This window comes from Blautia sp. RTP21359st1_E11_RTP21359_211015, assembly GCF_040910705.1.
Lineage (GTDB): Bacteria > Bacillota > Clostridia > Lachnospirales > Lachnospiraceae > Blautia_A > Blautia_A fusiformis.
Genome location: NZ_JBDGAB010000001.1, coordinates 83,802 through 102,096, shown reverse-complemented (window position 1 = coordinate 102,096; position 18,295 = coordinate 83,802). Strand labels below are relative to the sequence as shown.

At 46.4% G+C, this 18,295-nt stretch carries 17 protein-coding genes; all 17 read left to right on the top strand.

The window, feature by feature from the left end:
* Nucleotides 1–6: 6 nt before the first annotated feature.
* The gene (locus AB5026_RS00475; RefSeq protein ID WP_147603065.1) at nucleotides 7–648 is read left to right on the top strand and encodes a collagen-like protein; all 642 of its coding nucleotides are present in this window, start codon (nucleotides 7–9) and stop codon (nucleotides 646–648) included.
* A gap of 126 nt (nucleotides 649–774) precedes the next feature.
* Complete coding sequence (locus tag AB5026_RS00470; protein ID WP_334297866.1) at nucleotides 775–2,157, top strand: MATE family efflux transporter; 1,383 nt, start codon at nucleotides 775–777, stop codon at nucleotides 2,155–2,157.
* 140 nt (nucleotides 2,158–2,297) lie between these two features.
* Complete coding sequence (gene fliB, locus AB5026_RS00465; RefSeq protein ID WP_059086870.1) at nucleotides 2,298–3,434, top strand: flagellin lysine-N-methylase; 1,137 nt, start codon at nucleotides 2,298–2,300, stop codon at nucleotides 3,432–3,434.
* Nucleotides 3,435–3,573: 139 nt separating this feature from the next.
* Nucleotides 3,574–4,056 (top strand): 3-isopropylmalate dehydratase small subunit 2, encoded by a 483-nt coding sequence (gene leuD / locus AB5026_RS00460; RefSeq protein WP_022426042.1) that lies wholly within the window; start codon nucleotides 3,574–3,576, stop codon nucleotides 4,054–4,056.
* Nucleotides 4,057–4,059: 3 nt separating this feature from the next.
* Nucleotides 4,060–5,310 (top strand): aconitase/3-isopropylmalate dehydratase large subunit family protein, encoded by a 1,251-nt coding sequence (locus AB5026_RS00455; RefSeq protein WP_022426043.1) that lies wholly within the window; start codon nucleotides 4,060–4,062, stop codon nucleotides 5,308–5,310.
* A 135-nt stretch (nucleotides 5,311–5,445) separates the two neighbouring features.
* Nucleotides 5,446–5,937, top strand: a complete 492-nt coding sequence (locus AB5026_RS00450) for a 3-isopropylmalate dehydratase small subunit (protein WP_015524680.1) — start codon at nucleotides 5,446–5,448, stop codon at nucleotides 5,935–5,937.
* Nucleotides 5,938–5,958: 21 nt separating this feature from the next.
* Nucleotides 5,959–7,203: a 3-isopropylmalate dehydratase large subunit gene (locus AB5026_RS00445; RefSeq protein ID WP_022426044.1), complete on the top strand. Its 1,245-nt coding sequence runs from the start codon at nucleotides 5,959–5,961 to the stop codon at nucleotides 7,201–7,203.
* A gap of 215 nt (nucleotides 7,204–7,418) precedes the next feature.
* On the top strand, nucleotides 7,419–8,858 hold the full coding sequence (locus AB5026_RS00440) for a L,D-transpeptidase family protein (RefSeq protein ID WP_022426045.1): 1,440 nt from the start codon (nucleotides 7,419–7,421) through the stop codon (nucleotides 8,856–8,858).
* A gap of 375 nt (nucleotides 8,859–9,233) precedes the next feature.
* Complete coding sequence (locus AB5026_RS00435) at nucleotides 9,234–10,028, top strand: CoB--CoM heterodisulfide reductase iron-sulfur subunit B family protein (protein ID WP_022426047.1); 795 nt, start codon at nucleotides 9,234–9,236, stop codon at nucleotides 10,026–10,028.
* Entirely contained in the window at nucleotides 10,025–10,414 is a 390-nt protein-coding gene (locus AB5026_RS00430) for a 4Fe-4S dicluster domain-containing protein (protein ID WP_015524685.1), read from the top strand. The genes AB5026_RS00435 and AB5026_RS00430 overlap by 4 nt, the downstream gene beginning before the upstream one ends.
* Before the next feature lie 4 nt (nucleotides 10,415–10,418).
* Nucleotides 10,419–12,407: a CoB--CoM heterodisulfide reductase iron-sulfur subunit A family protein gene (locus AB5026_RS00425; RefSeq protein ID WP_022426048.1), complete on the top strand. Its 1,989-nt coding sequence runs from the start codon at nucleotides 10,419–10,421 to the stop codon at nucleotides 12,405–12,407.
* Nucleotides 12,398–12,841 carry a hydrogenase iron-sulfur subunit gene (locus tag AB5026_RS00420; protein WP_015524686.1) on the top strand — a complete coding sequence of 148 codons (444 nt, stop codon included), beginning with the start codon at nucleotides 12,398–12,400 and terminating at the stop codon, nucleotides 12,839–12,841. The genes AB5026_RS00425 and AB5026_RS00420 overlap by 10 nt, the downstream gene beginning before the upstream one ends.
* Nucleotides 12,829–13,803 (top strand): 4Fe-4S dicluster domain-containing protein, encoded by a 975-nt coding sequence (locus tag AB5026_RS00415; RefSeq protein WP_015524687.1) that lies wholly within the window; start codon nucleotides 12,829–12,831, stop codon nucleotides 13,801–13,803. The genes AB5026_RS00420 and AB5026_RS00415 overlap by 13 nt, the downstream gene beginning before the upstream one ends.
* Nucleotides 13,804–13,806: 3 nt before the next feature.
* Nucleotides 13,807–14,844, top strand: a complete 1,038-nt coding sequence (locus AB5026_RS00410; RefSeq protein ID WP_022426049.1) for a 4Fe-4S dicluster domain-containing protein — start codon at nucleotides 13,807–13,809, stop codon at nucleotides 14,842–14,844.
* Nucleotides 14,837–15,691, top strand: coding sequence for an FAD/NAD(P)-binding protein (locus tag AB5026_RS00405; RefSeq protein ID WP_015524689.1), 855 nt, complete (start codon nucleotides 14,837–14,839; stop codon nucleotides 15,689–15,691). The genes AB5026_RS00410 and AB5026_RS00405 overlap by 8 nt, the downstream gene beginning before the upstream one ends.
* Nucleotides 15,692–15,960: 269 nt before the next feature.
* The gene (locus tag AB5026_RS00400) at nucleotides 15,961–16,638 is read left to right on the top strand and encodes a 4Fe-4S dicluster domain-containing protein (protein WP_021652990.1); all 678 of its coding nucleotides are present in this window, start codon (nucleotides 15,961–15,963) and stop codon (nucleotides 16,636–16,638) included.
* 13 nt (nucleotides 16,639–16,651) lie between these two features.
* Nucleotides 16,652–18,262 (top strand): FAD-dependent oxidoreductase, encoded by a 1,611-nt coding sequence (locus tag AB5026_RS00395; RefSeq protein WP_022426050.1) that lies wholly within the window; start codon nucleotides 16,652–16,654, stop codon nucleotides 18,260–18,262.
* The last annotated feature ends 33 nt before the right edge of the window (nucleotides 18,263–18,295 follow it).

Sequence of the window (18,295 nt, the reverse complement as noted above, 5' to 3'; positions counted from 1 at the left end):
CGAAGAATGCTGTTCAGGCATCGAAAACGTAAGGAAATGGAAATGCAGCAGGACAGTCATGAGGATTTGTCCTGTATGTCCTGTTATGGAAATCATAGTTCCTGTGGATGTGACAGATGTGGAACAAGAGGCTGCCCAGGCCCTGTGGGACCTACAGGACCAACCGGTCCCAGAGGCTGTCCGGGAGTTCCGGGTCCTATGGGTCCTCAGGGACCGCAGGGGGAACCGGGAATACAGGGATATACGGGAGCCACTGGTCCGGCTGGAGCAACGGGTCCAGCCGGAGTCATCGGTCCGACGGGAGCAACAGGAGCCACCGGTCCTGCAGGAGTAACAGGTCCGACGGGAGCAACGGGAGCCACCGGTCCAGCGGGAGCAATGGGAGCGACGGGAGCAACAGGAGCCACTGGTCCAGCGGGAACGACGGGGGTAACAGGTCCGGCTGGTGCGATCGGAGCCACCGGTCCAGCAGGTCCAACAGGAGCAACAGGAGCCACTGGCCCTGCAGGAGCAGCCGGAGCCACCGGCCCTGCCGGAACAGTAACCCCGGCAGCTGCTGTTGGAAATGCAACAACGGTAGATGATATTGTGGAGGATTTTAATGCACTTCTTGCAAACCTTCGTGATGCAGGACTCCTGGAAAGATAGTGAAATGATAAACACACGTTACTGTGCGGCTGCGTATTTTATGCAGCCGCTGCATATTCTCCATAAAAATATTTCATTGTAGCTTTCCGACGAAAGGTGCTATAATATTCTTATGTAAGTATGAACATGGGGGATGAAATCGTGAAAAAAAACAAGTATGAGATCGATATGTGTAATGGGTCGATCATGGACAAGCTGATTTCGTTTTCACTGCCGCTGATGCTGTCCGGTATCCTGCAGCTGATGTTCAATGCAGTGGATATCGTGGTAGTGGGACGTTTCAGCGGAAGTGAGGCACTGGCGGCAGTAGGCTCCACTACCGCACTGATCAATGTGTTTACCAACCTTTTTATCGGAATCTCTCTTGGTGCCAATGTGCTGGCAGCCAGATTTTATGCTTCCGGTAAGGATGAAGAAATGTCAGAAACAGTACATACATCGATCCTGCTGGCTCTGATCAGCGGAATCATCATGGCATTTCTGGGAGTGATCTTTGCCAGAATCTGCCTGGAGCTGATGGATACGCCGGAGGATGTGATCGATCTTTCCGCTCTTTATATGCGTATCTATTTTCTGGGAATGCCGTTTTTTATGCTGTATAACTATGGCGCAGCAATTCTGCGTGCAGTGGGAGATACCAAGCGGCCGTTGGTCTTTTTGATCATTTCCGGTTGCGCCAATGCGCTTCTGAACCTGTTTTTTGTGATCATTTGTCATTTAAGTGTGGCAGGTGTCGGAATCGGAACCGTGATTTCTCAGCTGATCTCCTGTATCCTTGTTCTCCGATGCCTGTATCAGACAGAGGGAAGCTATCAGCTGCGTTTTTCGAGTTTGTCCATAAATATGGAATATCTGAAACAGATCTTTCAGGTAGGGCTTCCAGCAGGAATCCAGAGTACGGTGATTAATTTTTCCAATGTGCTGCTCCAGTCCTCTGTAAATTCTTTTGGCTCCATTGCAATGGCAGGATATACGGCAGCAAACAATATCTTCGGATTTCTGTATGTGTCTGTAAATTCAGTTACCCAGGCCTGCATGAGCTTTACCAGTCAGAATTATGGTGTGCGAAAACCGAAACGTATGGACCGGGTACTTGTTGACTGTATGATCCTGTCCTTTGTCGTATCCTTTGCCATGGGCTGTGGTGCATACTTTTTCGGTCCGCAGCTCCTGAAGATCTATACGGAAGACCCTAAGGTTATCCAATGCGGAATGGAGATTCTTGCCTATACCACAGTTACCTATTTCCTCTGCGGACAGATGGATCTGTTTCCGGGAGCACTGCGTGGAATGGGACGCTCCGGTGTGCCGATGATCCTGTCTATTATCGGAACGGTCGGCCTTCGAATTGTGTGGATCTTCGGAATCTTCCCGGTTCACAGATCATTGAAAGTACTGTTTATTTCCTATCCGGCATCCTGGATCATTACGATCATCATGCAGGTGACCTGTTTCTGGTTTGTAAGGCGGAAGGTGCACAGACAACTTTTGGGAGAGAATGCAGAATAAAAACGAATACACAGAATATCAGAGAAAGCGGATAGAATTCCGCTTTTCTGTGTTTATGGGGAAAAATAAAACATGTCAGCTCATGTCCATTTTGCAAACAGGAGACATTGGAGCTGAAAAATAAAGAATATGGAGGAAACATGGAATTATTAAAACCTGATTATTACGACGAATTTACCTGTATTGCAGACAAATGCACCATCAGCTGCTGCAGGGAATGGAAGATCAACATAGATGATGAAACCTACAGAAACTGGAAAACCATCCAGCCGCCGTCAGAGGTGCCCGGACACAGAAGCTGCCTGCAGGCCTATACCATGAAAAAGGACGGCAGCCGGATCATGAAGATGACGGAAGAGCACGACTGTCCTTTCCTGGCAAAGAACAGACTGTGCTATCTGGTAAGTGCTTATGGGGATTCGATGCTTTCAGAGACCTGCCAGATTTTTCCAAGGGAGATCCATGAATTTCAGGATCATAAGGAAGCGACCATGATGCCCTGTTGCCCGGCTGTCCTGGACATCTGGAAGGAGAAGAAAAGAATCGCTTTTCCGGAAACTCCAAAAGAAAAGGAACAGCCGCTTTTTCTTGTGCGCCGGAAGGTTATGGATCTTATAATGGATCCTGAAAAAACACCGGAGGAAATCCTTCTTGAAAGTTTTTATGTTCTGAAGGAACTTCACTGGAACATGCCGCTTACCACAGAGCTTGTGGAAGATTATTTTTCAGAGAAAACGATTCGCCAACTGGAACATGCTATTAATGAAATAGAGCTGCCTGTTCTGGATACCATGGACGAATGCAATGAACTTTTGCAGGACCTGGCTGTAAATTACCGGAAAGAGGGACTTTACCGGAAATATCTGGAGCCGGTGATGGAACTTGCGGAGGAATTGTCCGAAGAATATGAGGAAGAGGAACTGGTGGAAGCCCGGGAGGATTTTTATCGGAAATTTCGTGTATATGAAGACCTTCTCCGGAGCTTTCTTGCCAACGAAGTATATTCAGATCTTCTGACACCGGAGGGAGATTTGGAAGATGCCCTGGTCCATATGCAGTGGATCGGTATGGAATATGCCACCATCCGCCAGGCTGTTTTTCTTCGGTGGCAGAAAGATGGACGGGGATCTCTTCCCTACGAAACACTCCGGGATTATATGGTAGTGATCTCCAGAATGACCGGATATGAGGAAGACGATATCCGGGAATATCTTGAGAACAGTTTTGAAGAGCTTCTGTGGGAGTGGGGATATTTTGCGCTGATCACAGGGAAATGACTTTATAACTTAAAGTTATATTAAGTATTAAAAATATACATTTTAATTATATGACGTTTTGTGTTAGAATATAGGACGAAAAGGGTAACAGAGGAATGTTAACCCGGAAATGGATAACGATCAGAAAGGAACTTGTTTTATGGATAAGGGAACAATTTTTAAATTTCATAATGACCTTGATACCGATCAGATCATTGCATCCCAGTATCTGCTTCTGCCGAATCTGGATGAAATGAAGGGCCACACATTTGAATCACTGGATCCGGATTTTTCCAAAAAGGTTAAACCGGGAGATTTTGTAGTTGGAGGAGAGAACTTCGGATGCGGATCCTCCAGAGAGCAGGCACCGGGTGTTCTTAAGGCACTTGGAGTAAAGGCAGTTATTGCGAAATCTTTTGCCCGTATTTTTTTCCGCAATGCCATTAATATCGGACTTCCGGCAATTGTCTGTAAGGATCTTCCGGATGCTGTGAAGACAGGAGATACCCTGGAGCTTCATATGTCCGAGGGAACTGCTGTTGCCAATGGTAAGACTTATTCCTGCACAAAACTGCCGGAATACATGCAGAATATACTGAATCAGGGCGGCCTTATCGCTTCTCTGAACCGTGAGGAGGAATAAGAGATGGGAATGACGATCGCAGAAAAAATCATCGCGGCAGCGGCTGGAGTGGACAGTGTAAAACCCGGAGATATCTATACAGTTTCACTGGATCATCTGATGAGTAATGACGGAACCACACATCTGACTGTTGATATGTACAACAATAAATTAAAAAATCCTCATATTGCAGATACAAAGAAGCTGGTATTTATCGTAGACCATAACGTACCGTCTGACAGCCCGAAAACAGCGGCATCCCAGAAAAAGATGAGAGATTTTGCAAGAGAAAATAATATTGATTTCTGGGAAGGAAAGGGTGTCTGCCACCAGATCATGATCGAGAATTATGTCCGTCCGGGACAGTTGATCTTCGGTGCTGACAGCCATACCTGTTCCTACGGAGCACTTGGTGCTTTCGGTACCGGTGTAGGATGTACAGATTTCCTTTACGGAATGGTAACCGGAACTTCCTGGGTCATGGTTCCGGAAACCGTAAAATTTAACCTGACAGGGAAGCTTCCTGAGGGCGTTTACGCAAGAGATCTGATCCTTACCATTATCGGCGAGATCGGGGCAAACGGCTGCAACTATCAGGCAATGGAGTTTACCGGTGAGGGCGCCAGAACATTAAGCATCAGCGACCGTATGGCACTTTGCAACATGGCTGTTGAGGCTGGTGCGAAGACAGGAATCTTTGAGGCTGATGATAAAGCTCTGGAATATCTGAAAGAGCATGGACGTGAGCCAAAAGCGGTATATCACAGCGATCCGGATGCCGTTTACGCAAGAGAGTATACCTTTGATCTTTCAAAAGTCCGTCCGGTTGTAGCGAAGCCAGACTTTGTTGACAATGTGGTTCCGGCTAAGGAAACCTGTGGCATCAAGATCAACGAAGCGTTCCTTGGCTCCTGCAATAACGGCCGTATTGAAGATCTCCGTGTAGGCGCAGAGGTGATCAAAGGCAAAAAAGTTGCAGAGGGAATTCGTTTCCTGGTTGTTCCTGCAAGCCAGACCATCTATCGTCAGGCATTAAAGGAGGGGCTTATCGATATCTTCATGGAAGCAGGGGCTATTGTTATGAACCCGAACTGCAGTGTATGCTGGGGAAGCTGCCAGGGTGTTATCGGCGAGAATGAGGTTCTGATCAGCACAGGAACCCGTAATTTCAAGGGACGTGCAGGGCATCCGAGCTCCAAGGTTTACCTGGGATCTGCGGCAACAGTTACTGCATCTGCCGTTGCAGGTGAGATCGCAACTGCTGACAGAGTATAAGAGTTTCAGAAAAGATTTAAATAATATATTCAGAAATTATCAGAGGATGATCCGTTTCGGCGTGGGTTCTTATAACAGAGCAGACAGAAAAGATTTGCCTGATGATACGGAACGGAATAAACAGGAGATATACATATGGAAGCATTTACAGGAAAAGTGTGGGTACTTGGTGATGATATTGATACGGATATCATTATCCCGACGGAGTACCTTGCACTGAAAACCATTGACGATATGAAACAGTACGGATTCAGCCCCCTTCGTCCGGAGCTGGCCGGACAGATCCAAAAGGGCGACATTATTGTAGCAGGAAAGAACTTCGGATGCGGATCCTCCAGAGAGCAGGCACCGGAGATCATCAAGGCACTGGGTGTGCAGTGTGTCATTGCGAAATCTTTTGCCCGGATCTTTTTCCGCAACTCCATTAACAACGGCCTTCTTCTTATTGAGCAGCCGGATCTTCATGACAATGTAAAAGAGGGAGATCAGGTTACGGTAGTAATGAATGAGCATGTAGAGCACAATGGAAAACAGTACCCGATCGCTTCTCTTCCGGAGAATCTGATGGATATCATCCAGGCTGGCGGACTGGTAAAAGCCATGCGTAAGCTGAACGGCCTGGACTAAAAAACGGAGAGGAGAGAAATAATGGGCGAGACGATCATTGAAAAAATTATCAGACATAATACAGGCAAGGCAGTAAAACCTGGTGATATCGTGACGGTCAATGTGGACAGAGTGATGATCCATGATATCTTTATTCCGTTTGTAGCGGAAAAATTTGAGGAGATGGGCTTTCAGAAGCTGTGGGATCCGGACAAGGTTGTTCTGATCTATGACCATCTTGTACCGGCAAGTCAGCAGGATGATACCAGACATTTCCATGTGGGAGATGCTTTTGCAGCTAAATATGGCATGAAAAACGTACACAGAAGTGACGGTATCTGTCATCAGCTTATGACTGAGGCAGGTTATGTTAAACCCGGTAATATTGTATTTGGCACAGACAGCCATACCACGACTTATGGATGTGTCGGTGCGTTTTCTTCCGGCATCGGTTACACAGAGATGGCCAGCATCTTGGGAACGGGAACCATGTGGATCAAGGTTCCGGAAACCATAAAGGTTGTGATCGACGGAGAACTTCCGGAGAATGTCATGTCCAAGGATATCATCCTCCGCCTGATCGGTGACCTTCGTGCAGATGGAGCTACTTACCGTGCTCTGGAATTTTCCGGAAGCACCATTGAAAACATGTCTGTGGCAAGCCGTATGACTATGGCGAATATGGCAATTGAGGCCGGTGCGAAATGTGCACTTTTTACACCGGATGAGAAGACAGCTGCTTACTGCAACGTAGAGCTTGATGATTATCAGAAGAGTCTTGTGGGAGATGAGGATGCTGTCTACATGAAGACCATAACTTATAAAGCAGAGGATTTTGTGCCGGTAATGGCATGTCCGTCTCAGGTGGACAAGATCCGTGATGTCAGTGAGCTTCAGGGTGAGACCATCGACCAGGTATTCATCGGTTCCTGCACCAACGGACGTCTGGAGGATCTTATGGCGGTAGCAGAGGTGCTGAAGGGCAAAAAGGTTGCAGACTTTGTAAAGCTGATTGTGACTCCTGCCAGCCGCAAAATTTACCGTCAGGCTATTGAGCTTGGCATTCTGGATACTCTTGCGGAAGCAGGGGCTATCATTACACATCCGGGCTGCGGACTTTGCTGCGGAAGGACCGGCGGAATCCTGACAGACGGTGAAAAGGTTGTGGCAACCAACAATCGTAATTTCCTGGGACGTATGGGAACTTCCAAGGTTCAGATCTATCTGGCATCTCCGAAAACAGCAGCAGCCTGTGCCGTTGCAGGCAAGATCGTAATGCCGGAATAAGAAGCAGAAGATCCTGAGAGAAATACTGCTGCCAGAAACAGATAAAGAAACGTATGAGAAAGACAGATTTTCGCAGAGGCGTCAGTCTGTCTTTTTTTACCGGATCAGAAGGATCCGGGATAAGTCATTTTTACAGAAAATGGGATTTATTGTATTATAATAACAGCCAGTGTGACAACATAACATATATTACATAAGACTCGAGGGATAAGGGTATGGAGAAAAGATCAACCATCAGTAAAAAGACACTGAAGATCATACTTGGGATCTGTATTGGCGTAACGATCCTGGCAGTGGCAGGATTATTTGTCTATACATACTTGGCAGATCACAATACGCTGGGACGGAAGATTTCCATATGGGGAGTGGATGTTTCCGGACTGGATGCAAAGCAGGCAGAAGAAAAGATCACTGCGGAATTTGCAGATCGTCCGGTATCCTTTCAGGAAAATGATCAGGAAGTTTACAGTACTACTTTGAAAGAGCTGGGCTACAGTCTCAATGAAGAAGCCCTTCTGAGTAAGCTTACAGAAATTCAGAAACAGCGGGAAGAGAGCCGGAAGCTTTTTCCAAAGGAAGAAAATATAGAACCGGAATGTCAGATCGAGGAAGATGAGGAGCAGGAAAAGCAGGCTCTTGATCTTTCAAATTTCGGTACGGAAGAAAGAAAAGCTTCTGTTGATGCAGCCATTCAGTACGATAAGGAGAAAAAAGAATTCACCCTTGTGAAGCAGGTACAGGGGACGGAAATCGATCCGGATAAGCTGGAGACTACTGTGGACACAAATCTGAACGTAGCATTTGATACGGCTCTTCTTGGAGATATCATTACAGTACCGATCAACAAGCATGTGTATGTAAGTCCGACTGTCACTGTAACAGAGGATATGAAAAATAAGGTTACAGACCTGAACAGCCAGCTGAAGAAATACCGCAGCAGTACAGTAACTTATACATTCGGAAGTGAAACGGCTGTTCTGGATTCCGATACGATCACATCCTGGCTGAAGGCTGAAGGGGAGACGCTGACTTTAGATGAAGAAGCCATTAAAGCCTACATCAGTGAGCTTGCCAACAAATACAATACCATTTATGTTCCCCGTACCTTTCATACATCTGCGGGAACGGATGTGACCATTGAGGGAAATGAGTACGGCTATCGGATCGATCAGGACGGAGAATATGCTCAGCTTCTGGAAGACCTGAAAAGTGGTACTGCTGTAACAAGAGAGCCTGTTTACAGCAAAAAAGGATACCAGAGAAACGGAACAGACGATCTGGCAGGCAGTTACATAGAGGTCAGTCTGGATGCACAGCATTTGTGGCTGTATAAGGACGGAAGCCTTGTGACGGAAACAGATATTGTCAGCGGTAAGCCGGTGAAGGGGCGTGAAACATATCGTGGTGCATGGCCGATCGCCTACAAGGCGAGTCCCTTTAACCTTACCAGCAATGAATATGGTTACGATGTAAAGGTTAATTACTGGATGCCTTTTGTCTACGGACAGGGACTTCATGATGCGTCCTGGCAGTCATCCTTTGGCGGGAACCGTTATAAAACCAACGGAAGCCACGGCTGCATCAATCTGCCTAAGGATCAGGCAGCACTGATCTATAACACCATTGATGCAGGTTATCCGATCATTATTTACTGATAGGAGCAAAAAAGCTTCGGAGAGATCCGGAGCTTTTTTTATGCCCGAAAATGAAAATTATCATGGAAACAGGATCGTAAATGATAAGGTTTTTCAAAAGTACGTTAAAAAAAACACAAAAAAATATCGAAAAAGCCTTGTCGAAACAGAAATAACGTGATATGATGATTTCGGAAATCGAGCTAATACACTTCTTAATTGCGGAGGAAGAGTGTTTTTCTCTTTTATTTGGGTGCAAATTGATAAAAAAACTCAAATAAGTGTTAGTTGAGATTTCATTTTTTTATTCATGTATCGTTAAAAAAAAGACAATATATGAACAAGAATATCTACTAGAAACGTCAGATTTTAGACTAAGAAAGGATAATGAAAGGTATGAAGTACAGTTATTATCCGGGTTGCACCCTGAGAACAAAGGCCAAAGATCTGGATGAGTATGCCAGAGCCAGTGCCACAGCCCTTGGGTTTGAGCTTGAGGAGATCGAGGACTGGCAGTGTTGTGGTGGTGTTTATCCGCTTGGCACAGACGAGATCGCCACAAAGCTTTCTTCCGTCCGTGCGTTAAACCAGGCAAAAGAAAAAGGCCAGGATCTGGTGACGATCTGTTCAGCCTGTCATCATGTGATCAAGCGTGTCAATGATGATATGAAAAATGTGGAAGATATCCGGACCAGAGCCAACAATTATATGCAGTTGGAAGCTCCCTATGAAGGAGAGACAACCGTTCTCCATTATCTGGAGGTTCTCCGGGACAGAGTCGGTTTTGATAAACTGAAAGAAAAAGTAGTAAATCCTTTTACCGGAAAGAAGATCGGAGCCTATTACGGATGTCTGCTTCTGAGACCTGGAAAGATCATGGCATTTGATGATCCGGAAAATCCAAGGATCATGGAGGATTTTATTCGTGCCCTTGGCGCTGAGCCTGTGATCTATCCTTACAGAAATGAATGCTGTGGAGGATATATATCCCTGAAAGAAAAAGAAATGTCACAGAATATGTGTGAAAAGATTGAAGAAAGCGCAGCAGGCTTTGGCGCAGATATGCTGATCACTGCCTGTCCGCTTTGCAAATACAATCTGAATAAAAATTCCGGAAATAAAATGCCGGTTTACTATTTTACAGAGCTTCTGGCAGAAGCCCTTGGCGTCAAAGAGGAGGTGGCAAAATGAGAGATAACCATTCTGCTGCGGAAAAAATAAAGGAGATCAGCGGGACCAATCCTCTGAAATGTATGAAGTGTGGCAAATGCTCTGCTACCTGCCCATCCTTTGACGAGATGGATATCAAGCCTCATCAGTTTGTGTCCTACGTGATCAATGAAAATATCGAAGCACTTGTAAATTCAGCATCCCTGTGGAAATGTCTTTCCTGTTTTGCCTGTGTGGAGCGCTGTCCGCGAGACGTAAAACCCGGAAAGATCATTGACGGGGCAAGACAGCTGGTTGTTCGGGAAAAAGGCGGAGACTATCTTTCACCAAATGAAATTCCGGAGCTTCTTGATCCGGAGCTTCCTCAGCAGCTGCTTGTAAGTGCGTTCAGAAGATACAGGAGGTGAGAAAGTGCAGAGAATCGGTGTATTTGTCTGTCATTGCGGAAGTAATATTGCCGCTACGGTAGACGTGAAAAAAGTTGTGGAGATCATTGCAAAAGAGCCAGGAGTTGTCCATGCAGAAGATTATCAGTATATGTGTTCTGAAGCAGGACAGTCCAGGATCCAGGAAGCCATCCGTGAAAAAAATCTCACAGGAGTGGTTGTCTGTTCCTGTTCTCCGCGTATGCATGAGGCAACTTTCCGTAAAGCAGCGGAAAAGGCCGGCCTGAATCCATATATGGTGGAGATCGCAAATATCCGTGAGCACTGTTCCTGGATCCACAAGGATATGCAGGAGGCTACGGAGAAGGCCGTGATCCTTGCAAGAGCAGCAGTAGCAAAAGTCAATTTAAATGCTCCTCTTCAGCCGGGAGAAAGCCAGGTTACAAAGAGAGCCCTGATCATCGGAGGCGGTATCGCCGGAATCCAGACGGCTCTTGATATTGCCGATGCAGGCTATGAAGTTGATATTGTGGAAAAAACACCAAGTATCGGCGGAAGAATGTCACAGCTTGACAAAACCTTCCCTACTCTGGATTGCTCCGCATGTATCCTTACTCCCAAAATGGTGGAGGCTGCAGCTCACGAAAAGATCAATATCTATACATACAGTGAAGTAGAAAAAGTTGCAGGTTTTGTAGGAGATTTTACTGTTGATATCCGCAAAAAAGCGCGAAGTGTCAACATGGACAAATGTACAGGCTGTGGAGTCTGCCAGGAAAAATGTCCTTCCAAAAAGATTCCAAATGAGTTCAACAGAGGGCTGAACAACCGGTCAGCTATTTATACTCCGTTTGCACAGGCGATTCCAAATGTTCCTGTGATCGACAGAGAGCATTGCCTGAAATTTAAGACAGGCAAATGTGGTGTCTGCTCCAAAGTATGTCAGGCAGGAGCCATTGATTACGATCAGCAGGATGAGATCGTAACACAGAAATACGGAGCGATCGTGGTGGCAACCGGATTTGATACCATCAAGCTTGACAAATACGATGAATACGCATACAGCCAGAGCAAGGATGTGATCACATCTCTGGAGCTGGAGCGTATCATGAATGCTGCAGGACCTACAAAAGGACATCTTGAGCGCCTTTCCGATGGAAAAGCACCGAAGGAGATCGTATTTATCCAGTGTGTTGGAAGCCGTTGCTCCGATGACCGTGGAAAGCCATACTGTTCCAAGATCTGCTGTATGTACACAGCTAAGCATGCCATGCTGATCCGTGATAAATATCCGGATACCAATGTGACGGTATTTTATATTGATGTCCGTACACCTGGTAAAAACTTCGATGAGTTTTACAGAAGAGCAGTTGAGCAGTATAACGTAAACTACATCAAAGGTCAGGTAGGAAAAGTAATTCCGCAGCCGGATGGAACACTTCTTGTTCAGGGCTCGGATCTTCTTGATAATAAGCAGATCTTCAAGAAAGCAGATATGGTAGTTCTTGCAACAGCCATTGAACCGAATCCGGATGTACGTAAGATCGCTACTATGCTTACTGCAAGTATTGACACCAACAATTTCCTTACAGAAGCTCATGCAAAGCTTCGTCCTGTAGAATCACCGACAGCAGGAATTTTCCTTTCCGGTGTATGCCAGGGACCAAAGGATATCCCGGAGACAGTTGCCCAGGCAGGAGCTGCGGCTGTAAAGGCCATAGGACTTCTTGCAAAGGACAAGCTGACAACCAATCCATGTACGGCAAGATCCGACGAGCTTCTCTGTAACGGATGCTCTACCTGTGCAAATGTATGTCCTTACGGAGCGATTTCCTATGAGGAGAAACAGGTCAACGATCACGGTATCCGTGAGACAAGAAGAGTTGCGGTTGTCAATACAGCACTTTGCCAGGGCTGCGGTGCCTGCACAGTAGCCTGCCCGTCAGGAGCCATGGACCTTCAGGGCTTCTCCAACAGACAGATTATCGCGGAGGTGGATGCAATATGTCGATAGAAACAAAGGAAGAATTCAGACCAAAGATCGTGGCATTCTGCTGTAACTGGTGCAGTTACGCCGGAGCAGACCTTGCCGGAAGCAGCCGTTTGAGCTATCCGGCGGATGTAAAGATCATCCGTGTTCCATGTTCCTGCCGTGTCAATCCCATGTTCATCCTCCGTGCCTTTGAAAAAGGAGCCGATGGTGTGATTATGTGCGGATGCCATCCGGGAGACTGCCATTACAGTACCGGAAACTATTATGCAAGAAGACGTATGACACTTCTGTTTTCAATGCTGGATTATATTGGGGTGGAAAACGGAAGAACACGTGTGGAATGGGTATCTGCCGCAGAAGGTGTGAAATTTTCACAGACTATGAATGAGTTTGTTGAGAAGATCCATTCACTTGGTAAAAACGTGAGATTGGAGGATATAAGATGCAGGAGCTGATAAAACGTGCAAAAGAACTGCTTGCAGATGGCACGGTAGTCCGGGTTCTTGGGTGGAAAGCCGGAGATCTTGCCTTTAATCCGGAACCAGCCTATTTTGAAACACCGGAATCTCTGGAGGATTTTGTCTATGATGGATTCTGCGGTGCCAATTTAAGCAAATATATGATCGAAGCTTCCAAGCTGGAAGGAAAAACCATGGTCTGTCTGAAGCCCTGCGATACATATAGCTTTAACCAGCTTTTGAAAGAGCATCGTGTAGACAGAGAAAAAGCCTATATCGTAGGTGTTGGCTGTAAAGGAAAGCTGGATATTGAAAAGATCCGTAAAATGGGGATCAAGGGTATCCGGGGAATTTCCGGAGCAGAGATTACCGGAGATGCAGAGACATTGACTGTGGATACTGTTTACGGAGAAAAAACCTGTGCATACAAAGATGCCATGCTGGAACGCTGCCATGTATGTAAAGGAAAAGAGCATAAAATTTACGATGAACTAATCGGTGAGTCAAAGGAGACAAAGGACGCTGACCGTTTCGCAGAAGTTGAGCGGATCGAGGCAATGAGTCCGGAAGAAAAATTTGCATTCTGGCAGAGCGAGCTGAGTAAATGTATCCGCTGTAATGCCTGCCGTAATGTATGTCCGGCCTGCAGCTGCCGCAAATGCGTTTTTGACAGCAACAAGTTCGATAGCGCCCAGAAGGCAAATGTGGATTCCTTTGAGGAAAAGATGTTCCATGTGATTCGTGCCTTCCATGTAGCCGGAAGATGTACGGACTGTGGCGAGTGCAGCAGAGTCTGCCCGCAGGGAATTCCCCTTCATCTGTTTAACCGTAAGTTTATCAAGGATATTGATGCGTTTTACGGTGAGTATCAGGCAGGCGAGGATGCGGAGTCAAAGGGTCCGCTTACCAGCTTTACCTTTGAGGATGTAGAGCCAGGGATCGTGGCAGAAAGGGGATAATGTATGTATAAGATCGCAGTAGAAAATCTGCCGGCATTATTCCGGAAAATTGCCGCAGACCAGGAATTATATTTACCGGTAAAGGTAAGTGAGCAGGTGAACTTCAAGGCATGGAGCGAGGATGCAGAAGTTTCCCTTGAAACACTGAAAACCGTGAAATCACCGAAGGATGCTTTCTTTCCGCAGAGTGAAAATCTCTATACCTGTAAAAAAGATGGGAAAAATATCAGCATTGAGCCTCAGGCACTGAAAGACCAGAATTTTGTCGTATTCGGAATGAGAGCCTGTGATGTACAGGGCGTGAAAGTTCTCGACAATGTGTTCCTTGGGGATCCGGTGGATACTTTTTACCAGGCAAGAAGAGAACATGGAACTATCGTAGCTCTTGCCTGTCATGAACCGGAGGAAAGCTGCTTCTGTAAAGTATTTGGCATTGATGCTGCAGATCCGGAAGCAGATGTTGCAGCCTGGATCATCGAGGGAGAACTTTTCTGGAAGCCTCTCACAGAAAAAGGAAATGCTCTGACAGAAGCTGTGAAGGAGCTTTTGGCAGATGCTGATGAGACAAAGGTAGAAGAGGAGAAGAAGGCAATCCGTGGTATTATCGAGCTTCTTCCATATACACATCTTTCACTGGAAGGATGGGCGCAGGAAGAATACATGGACCGTTTCAATTCTCCTGTATGGGAGAAACTGTACAAGCCTTGTCTTGCCTGCGGAACCTGTACCTTCGTATGTCCGACCTGTCAGTGCTATGACATTAAGGATTACGATACAGGGCACGGTGTTCACCGTTACCGCTGCTGGGATTCCTGCATGTACTCTGATTTTACCATGATGGCTCACGGAAACAACCGTACCAGCCAGATGCAGAGATTCCGTCAGAGATTTATGCATAAGCTTGTTTATTATCCGTTAAATAATGACGGCATGTTCTCCTGTGTTGGCTGCGGCCGCTGCGTGGAGAAATGTCCGGAATCTTTAAATATCGTAAAAGTCATCAAGGCCTTTGAAACACAGGGAGGTGAAAAGAATGAGTGAATGTACCTGTCATAAAAATTATACACTGGATACGCTGATCCCCAAGGTTGGCGTGATCACAGATATCCGTCAGGAGACACCGGATGTAAAAACCTTCCGTGTGGAAGCTCCGGAGGGTGGAAAGCTTTTCGAGCATATGCCAGGACAGTGTGCCATGGTCTGTGCACCAGGCGTCAGTGAAGGTATGTTTTCCATTACTTCTTCTCCGACTGTAAAGGATTATCAGGAATTCAGCATCAAAAAATGCGGATCCCTTACCGATTATCTCCACAGCCTTCAGGTTGGAGATGAGATCGCAGTCCGCGGACCATACGGAAATCATTTTCCGGTGGAAGATAAGTTAAAGGGAAAAAATCTCCTGTTCATCGCAGGTGGAATCGGTCTGGCACCTCTTCGTTCCGTGATCAATTATGTGCTGGATAACCGTGAGGATTACGGAACAGTAGATATTCTCTATGGTTCCCGTTCCGCAGATGATCTGGTGCAGCTTAAGGAAATCCAGGAAGTATGGATGAAAACAGAAGGTGTAAATGTATATCTTACCATTGACCGTGAGCAGGAAGGCTGGGACGGTCATGTAGGATTTGTTCCGAATTATCTGAAGGAGATTGGTTTTGATACCAATAAGACCGCTCTGGTCTGCGGCCCGCCGATCATGATCAAATTCGTTCTGGCAGGACTGGAAGAGCTGGGCTTCTCCAGAGATCAGGTATATACCACACTGGAGCTTCGTATGAAATGCGGTGTCGGAAAATGCGGCCGCTGCAACATCGGAGACAAATACGTCTGCAAAGACGGCCCAGTATTCCGATGTGATGAGGTGGATGAATTACCTAATGAGTACTAAGTTATAGATTGCACCTTAAGAAACTTTCAAATATATGCGCTGGTTATAGCCAGTACACAGCCATGTGGAACAGCCATCTCGCTAAGATGCCCATTTTAGGAGCGATTTTAGCGGCGCTGAAATCCAGTACTTACGAAGACTTAGGAGTGAAGGCTCTCCTGAACTCCTTAGTCGCAGTTAGTACTTAGTTCAGCAGAGCGTTGCGACGGGCACGTGTGAGATGGCTGTTCCACATGGCGTACGATTTGGATAAAAGAAAGGACACCAACATGGAAAATAATATGGTAAACGTATATTTTTTCGGTAAAAAATACAGCGTTCCCGGTGATCTGACCATTATGACAGCTATGGAATATGCCGGTTACACATTAAAAAGAGGATGCGGCTGCAGACACGGATTCTGCGGTGCCTGTGCGACCATCTACAGGATCAAGGGACAGAATGAGCTGAAAACCTGTCTCGCCTGTCAGACACAGGTGCAGGAGGGAATGTATGTGGCAAGTATCCCGTTCTTCCCTACAGACAAGAGACTTTATAATATAGAAGATCTTAAGCCGAACCAGCAGGTAATGATGGAGCTTTATCCGGAGATCTACAGCTGCATCGGATGCAATGCCTGCACAAAGGCCTGTACACAGGACTTAAATGTCATGCAGTATATTGCATATGCGCAGAGAGGCGAGCTTGAAAAATGTGCAGAGGAATCCTTTGACTGCGTAAGCTGCGGCTGCTGTTCCGTAAGATGTCCGGCAGGAATTTCCCATCCGATGGTAGGCCTTCTGGCAAGACGTCTCACCGGAAAATATATTGCGCCGAAAAGCGAGCATCTGGAGAAACGTGTGGAAGAGATCCACGAGGGCAAATTTGACGATATGATCGAGAAGATCATGCAGAAGCCGATCACAGAGATGCAGGAACTTTACAACAGCAGAGAAATCGAGAAGTAGGAGGGCGTAAAACATGTATGCACCATATCCAGAAAATATGATGGAATCCATCAAAAAGGTAGAGGCTACAAGAGCGGAGCGTATGGCAACAGAGCCAAGACGTCTGAGTGCAGATGAGAAAGATGCTCTTCTCAAAAAATTCCATCCGGACTATAACCCGGATGCATTTGCAGAGATTAAGGTAGGACCGAACAAGGGACAGAAAGCACCACTGGAACTGACAAAAATGCTCCATTCAGAAAGCCGTCTGCTCAACGAAAAAATCGATCTTACAAAAATCGATTATGATGTAGATGTACTGATCATCGGCGGTGGTGGAGCAGGCTCTTCCTGTGCCATCGAGGCCCACAACGCAGGTGCCAACGTTATGATCGTTACAAAACTCCGTATCGGTGATGCCAACACCATGATGGCAGAAGGCGGGATCCAGGCAGCAGATAAAGAAAATGATTCCCCGGTACAGCATTATCTGGACTGCTTTGGAGGCGGACATTTTGCCGCAAAACCGGAGCTTGTAAAAAGACTGGTAATGGAAGCACCGGATGCGATCAAATGGCTCAACGACCTTGGTGTTGAGTTTGATAAAGCAGAAGACGGAACCATGGTCACTACACATGGCGGCGGTACCTCCAGAAAGAGAATGCATGCTGCAAAGGATTATTCCGGATCAGAGATCATGCGTACTATCCGTGATGAGGTCTTAAATCTTAAGATCCCGGTAGTGGAATTTACATCCGCTGTAGAACTTCTGAAGGATGAAAAAGGTCAGACTGCCGGTGCAGTTCTTCTCAACATGGAAACCGGAGACTATTCCGTTGCAAGAGCAAAAACAGTTGTAATTGCAACCGGTGGTGCAGGAAGAATGCATTATCAGGGATTCCCGACCTCCAATCACTACGGAGCAACTGCTGACGGACTCGTGCTTGGATACAGAGCAGGCGCTTCCCTTCTTTACCAGGATTCTATCCAGTATCATCCAACAGGTGCGATCTATCCGTCACAGATCCTTGGTGCCCTGGTAACAGAGAAGGTTCGTTCCGTTGGTGCACAGCTTGTAAATGCAAACGGAGAGGCTTATATTCATCCGCTGGAAACCCGTGACGTAAATGCTTCCGGTGTTATCCGCGAGTGTGAGGAAGGCCGTGGCGTTGAAGTTCCAGGTGGACGAAAAGGTGTATGGCTGGATACTCCGATGATCGAGATCCTGGGCGGTGAGGGAACTATCGAAAAGAGGATCCCTGCCATGTTCCGTATGTACATGAATTACGGCATTGATATGAGAAAAGTCCCGATCGTGATCTACCCGACCCTTCATTATCAGAACGGTGGTCTTGAGATCAACGGAGACGGCTTTACAAAAGAAATCCCGAACCTTCTGGTTGCAGGAGAGGCAGCAGGCGGAATCCACGGAAGAAACCGACTGATGGGCAACTCTCTTCTTGATGTAATTGTATTCGGACGAAATGCAGGTAAAAAAGCAGCTGCCAAATGCAAAGAGGTAGAGCTTGGCACTATGAATCTGGATCATATCAGAAAATATGAAGAGGAACTGAAAAATGCAGGAGTTGATACAGGAGACGTATCTCCTATGCTTCTGCCGAAATATGCCCGCCACGAACGTTAACAATATGTTATGATAATAAAAACATATGAGATA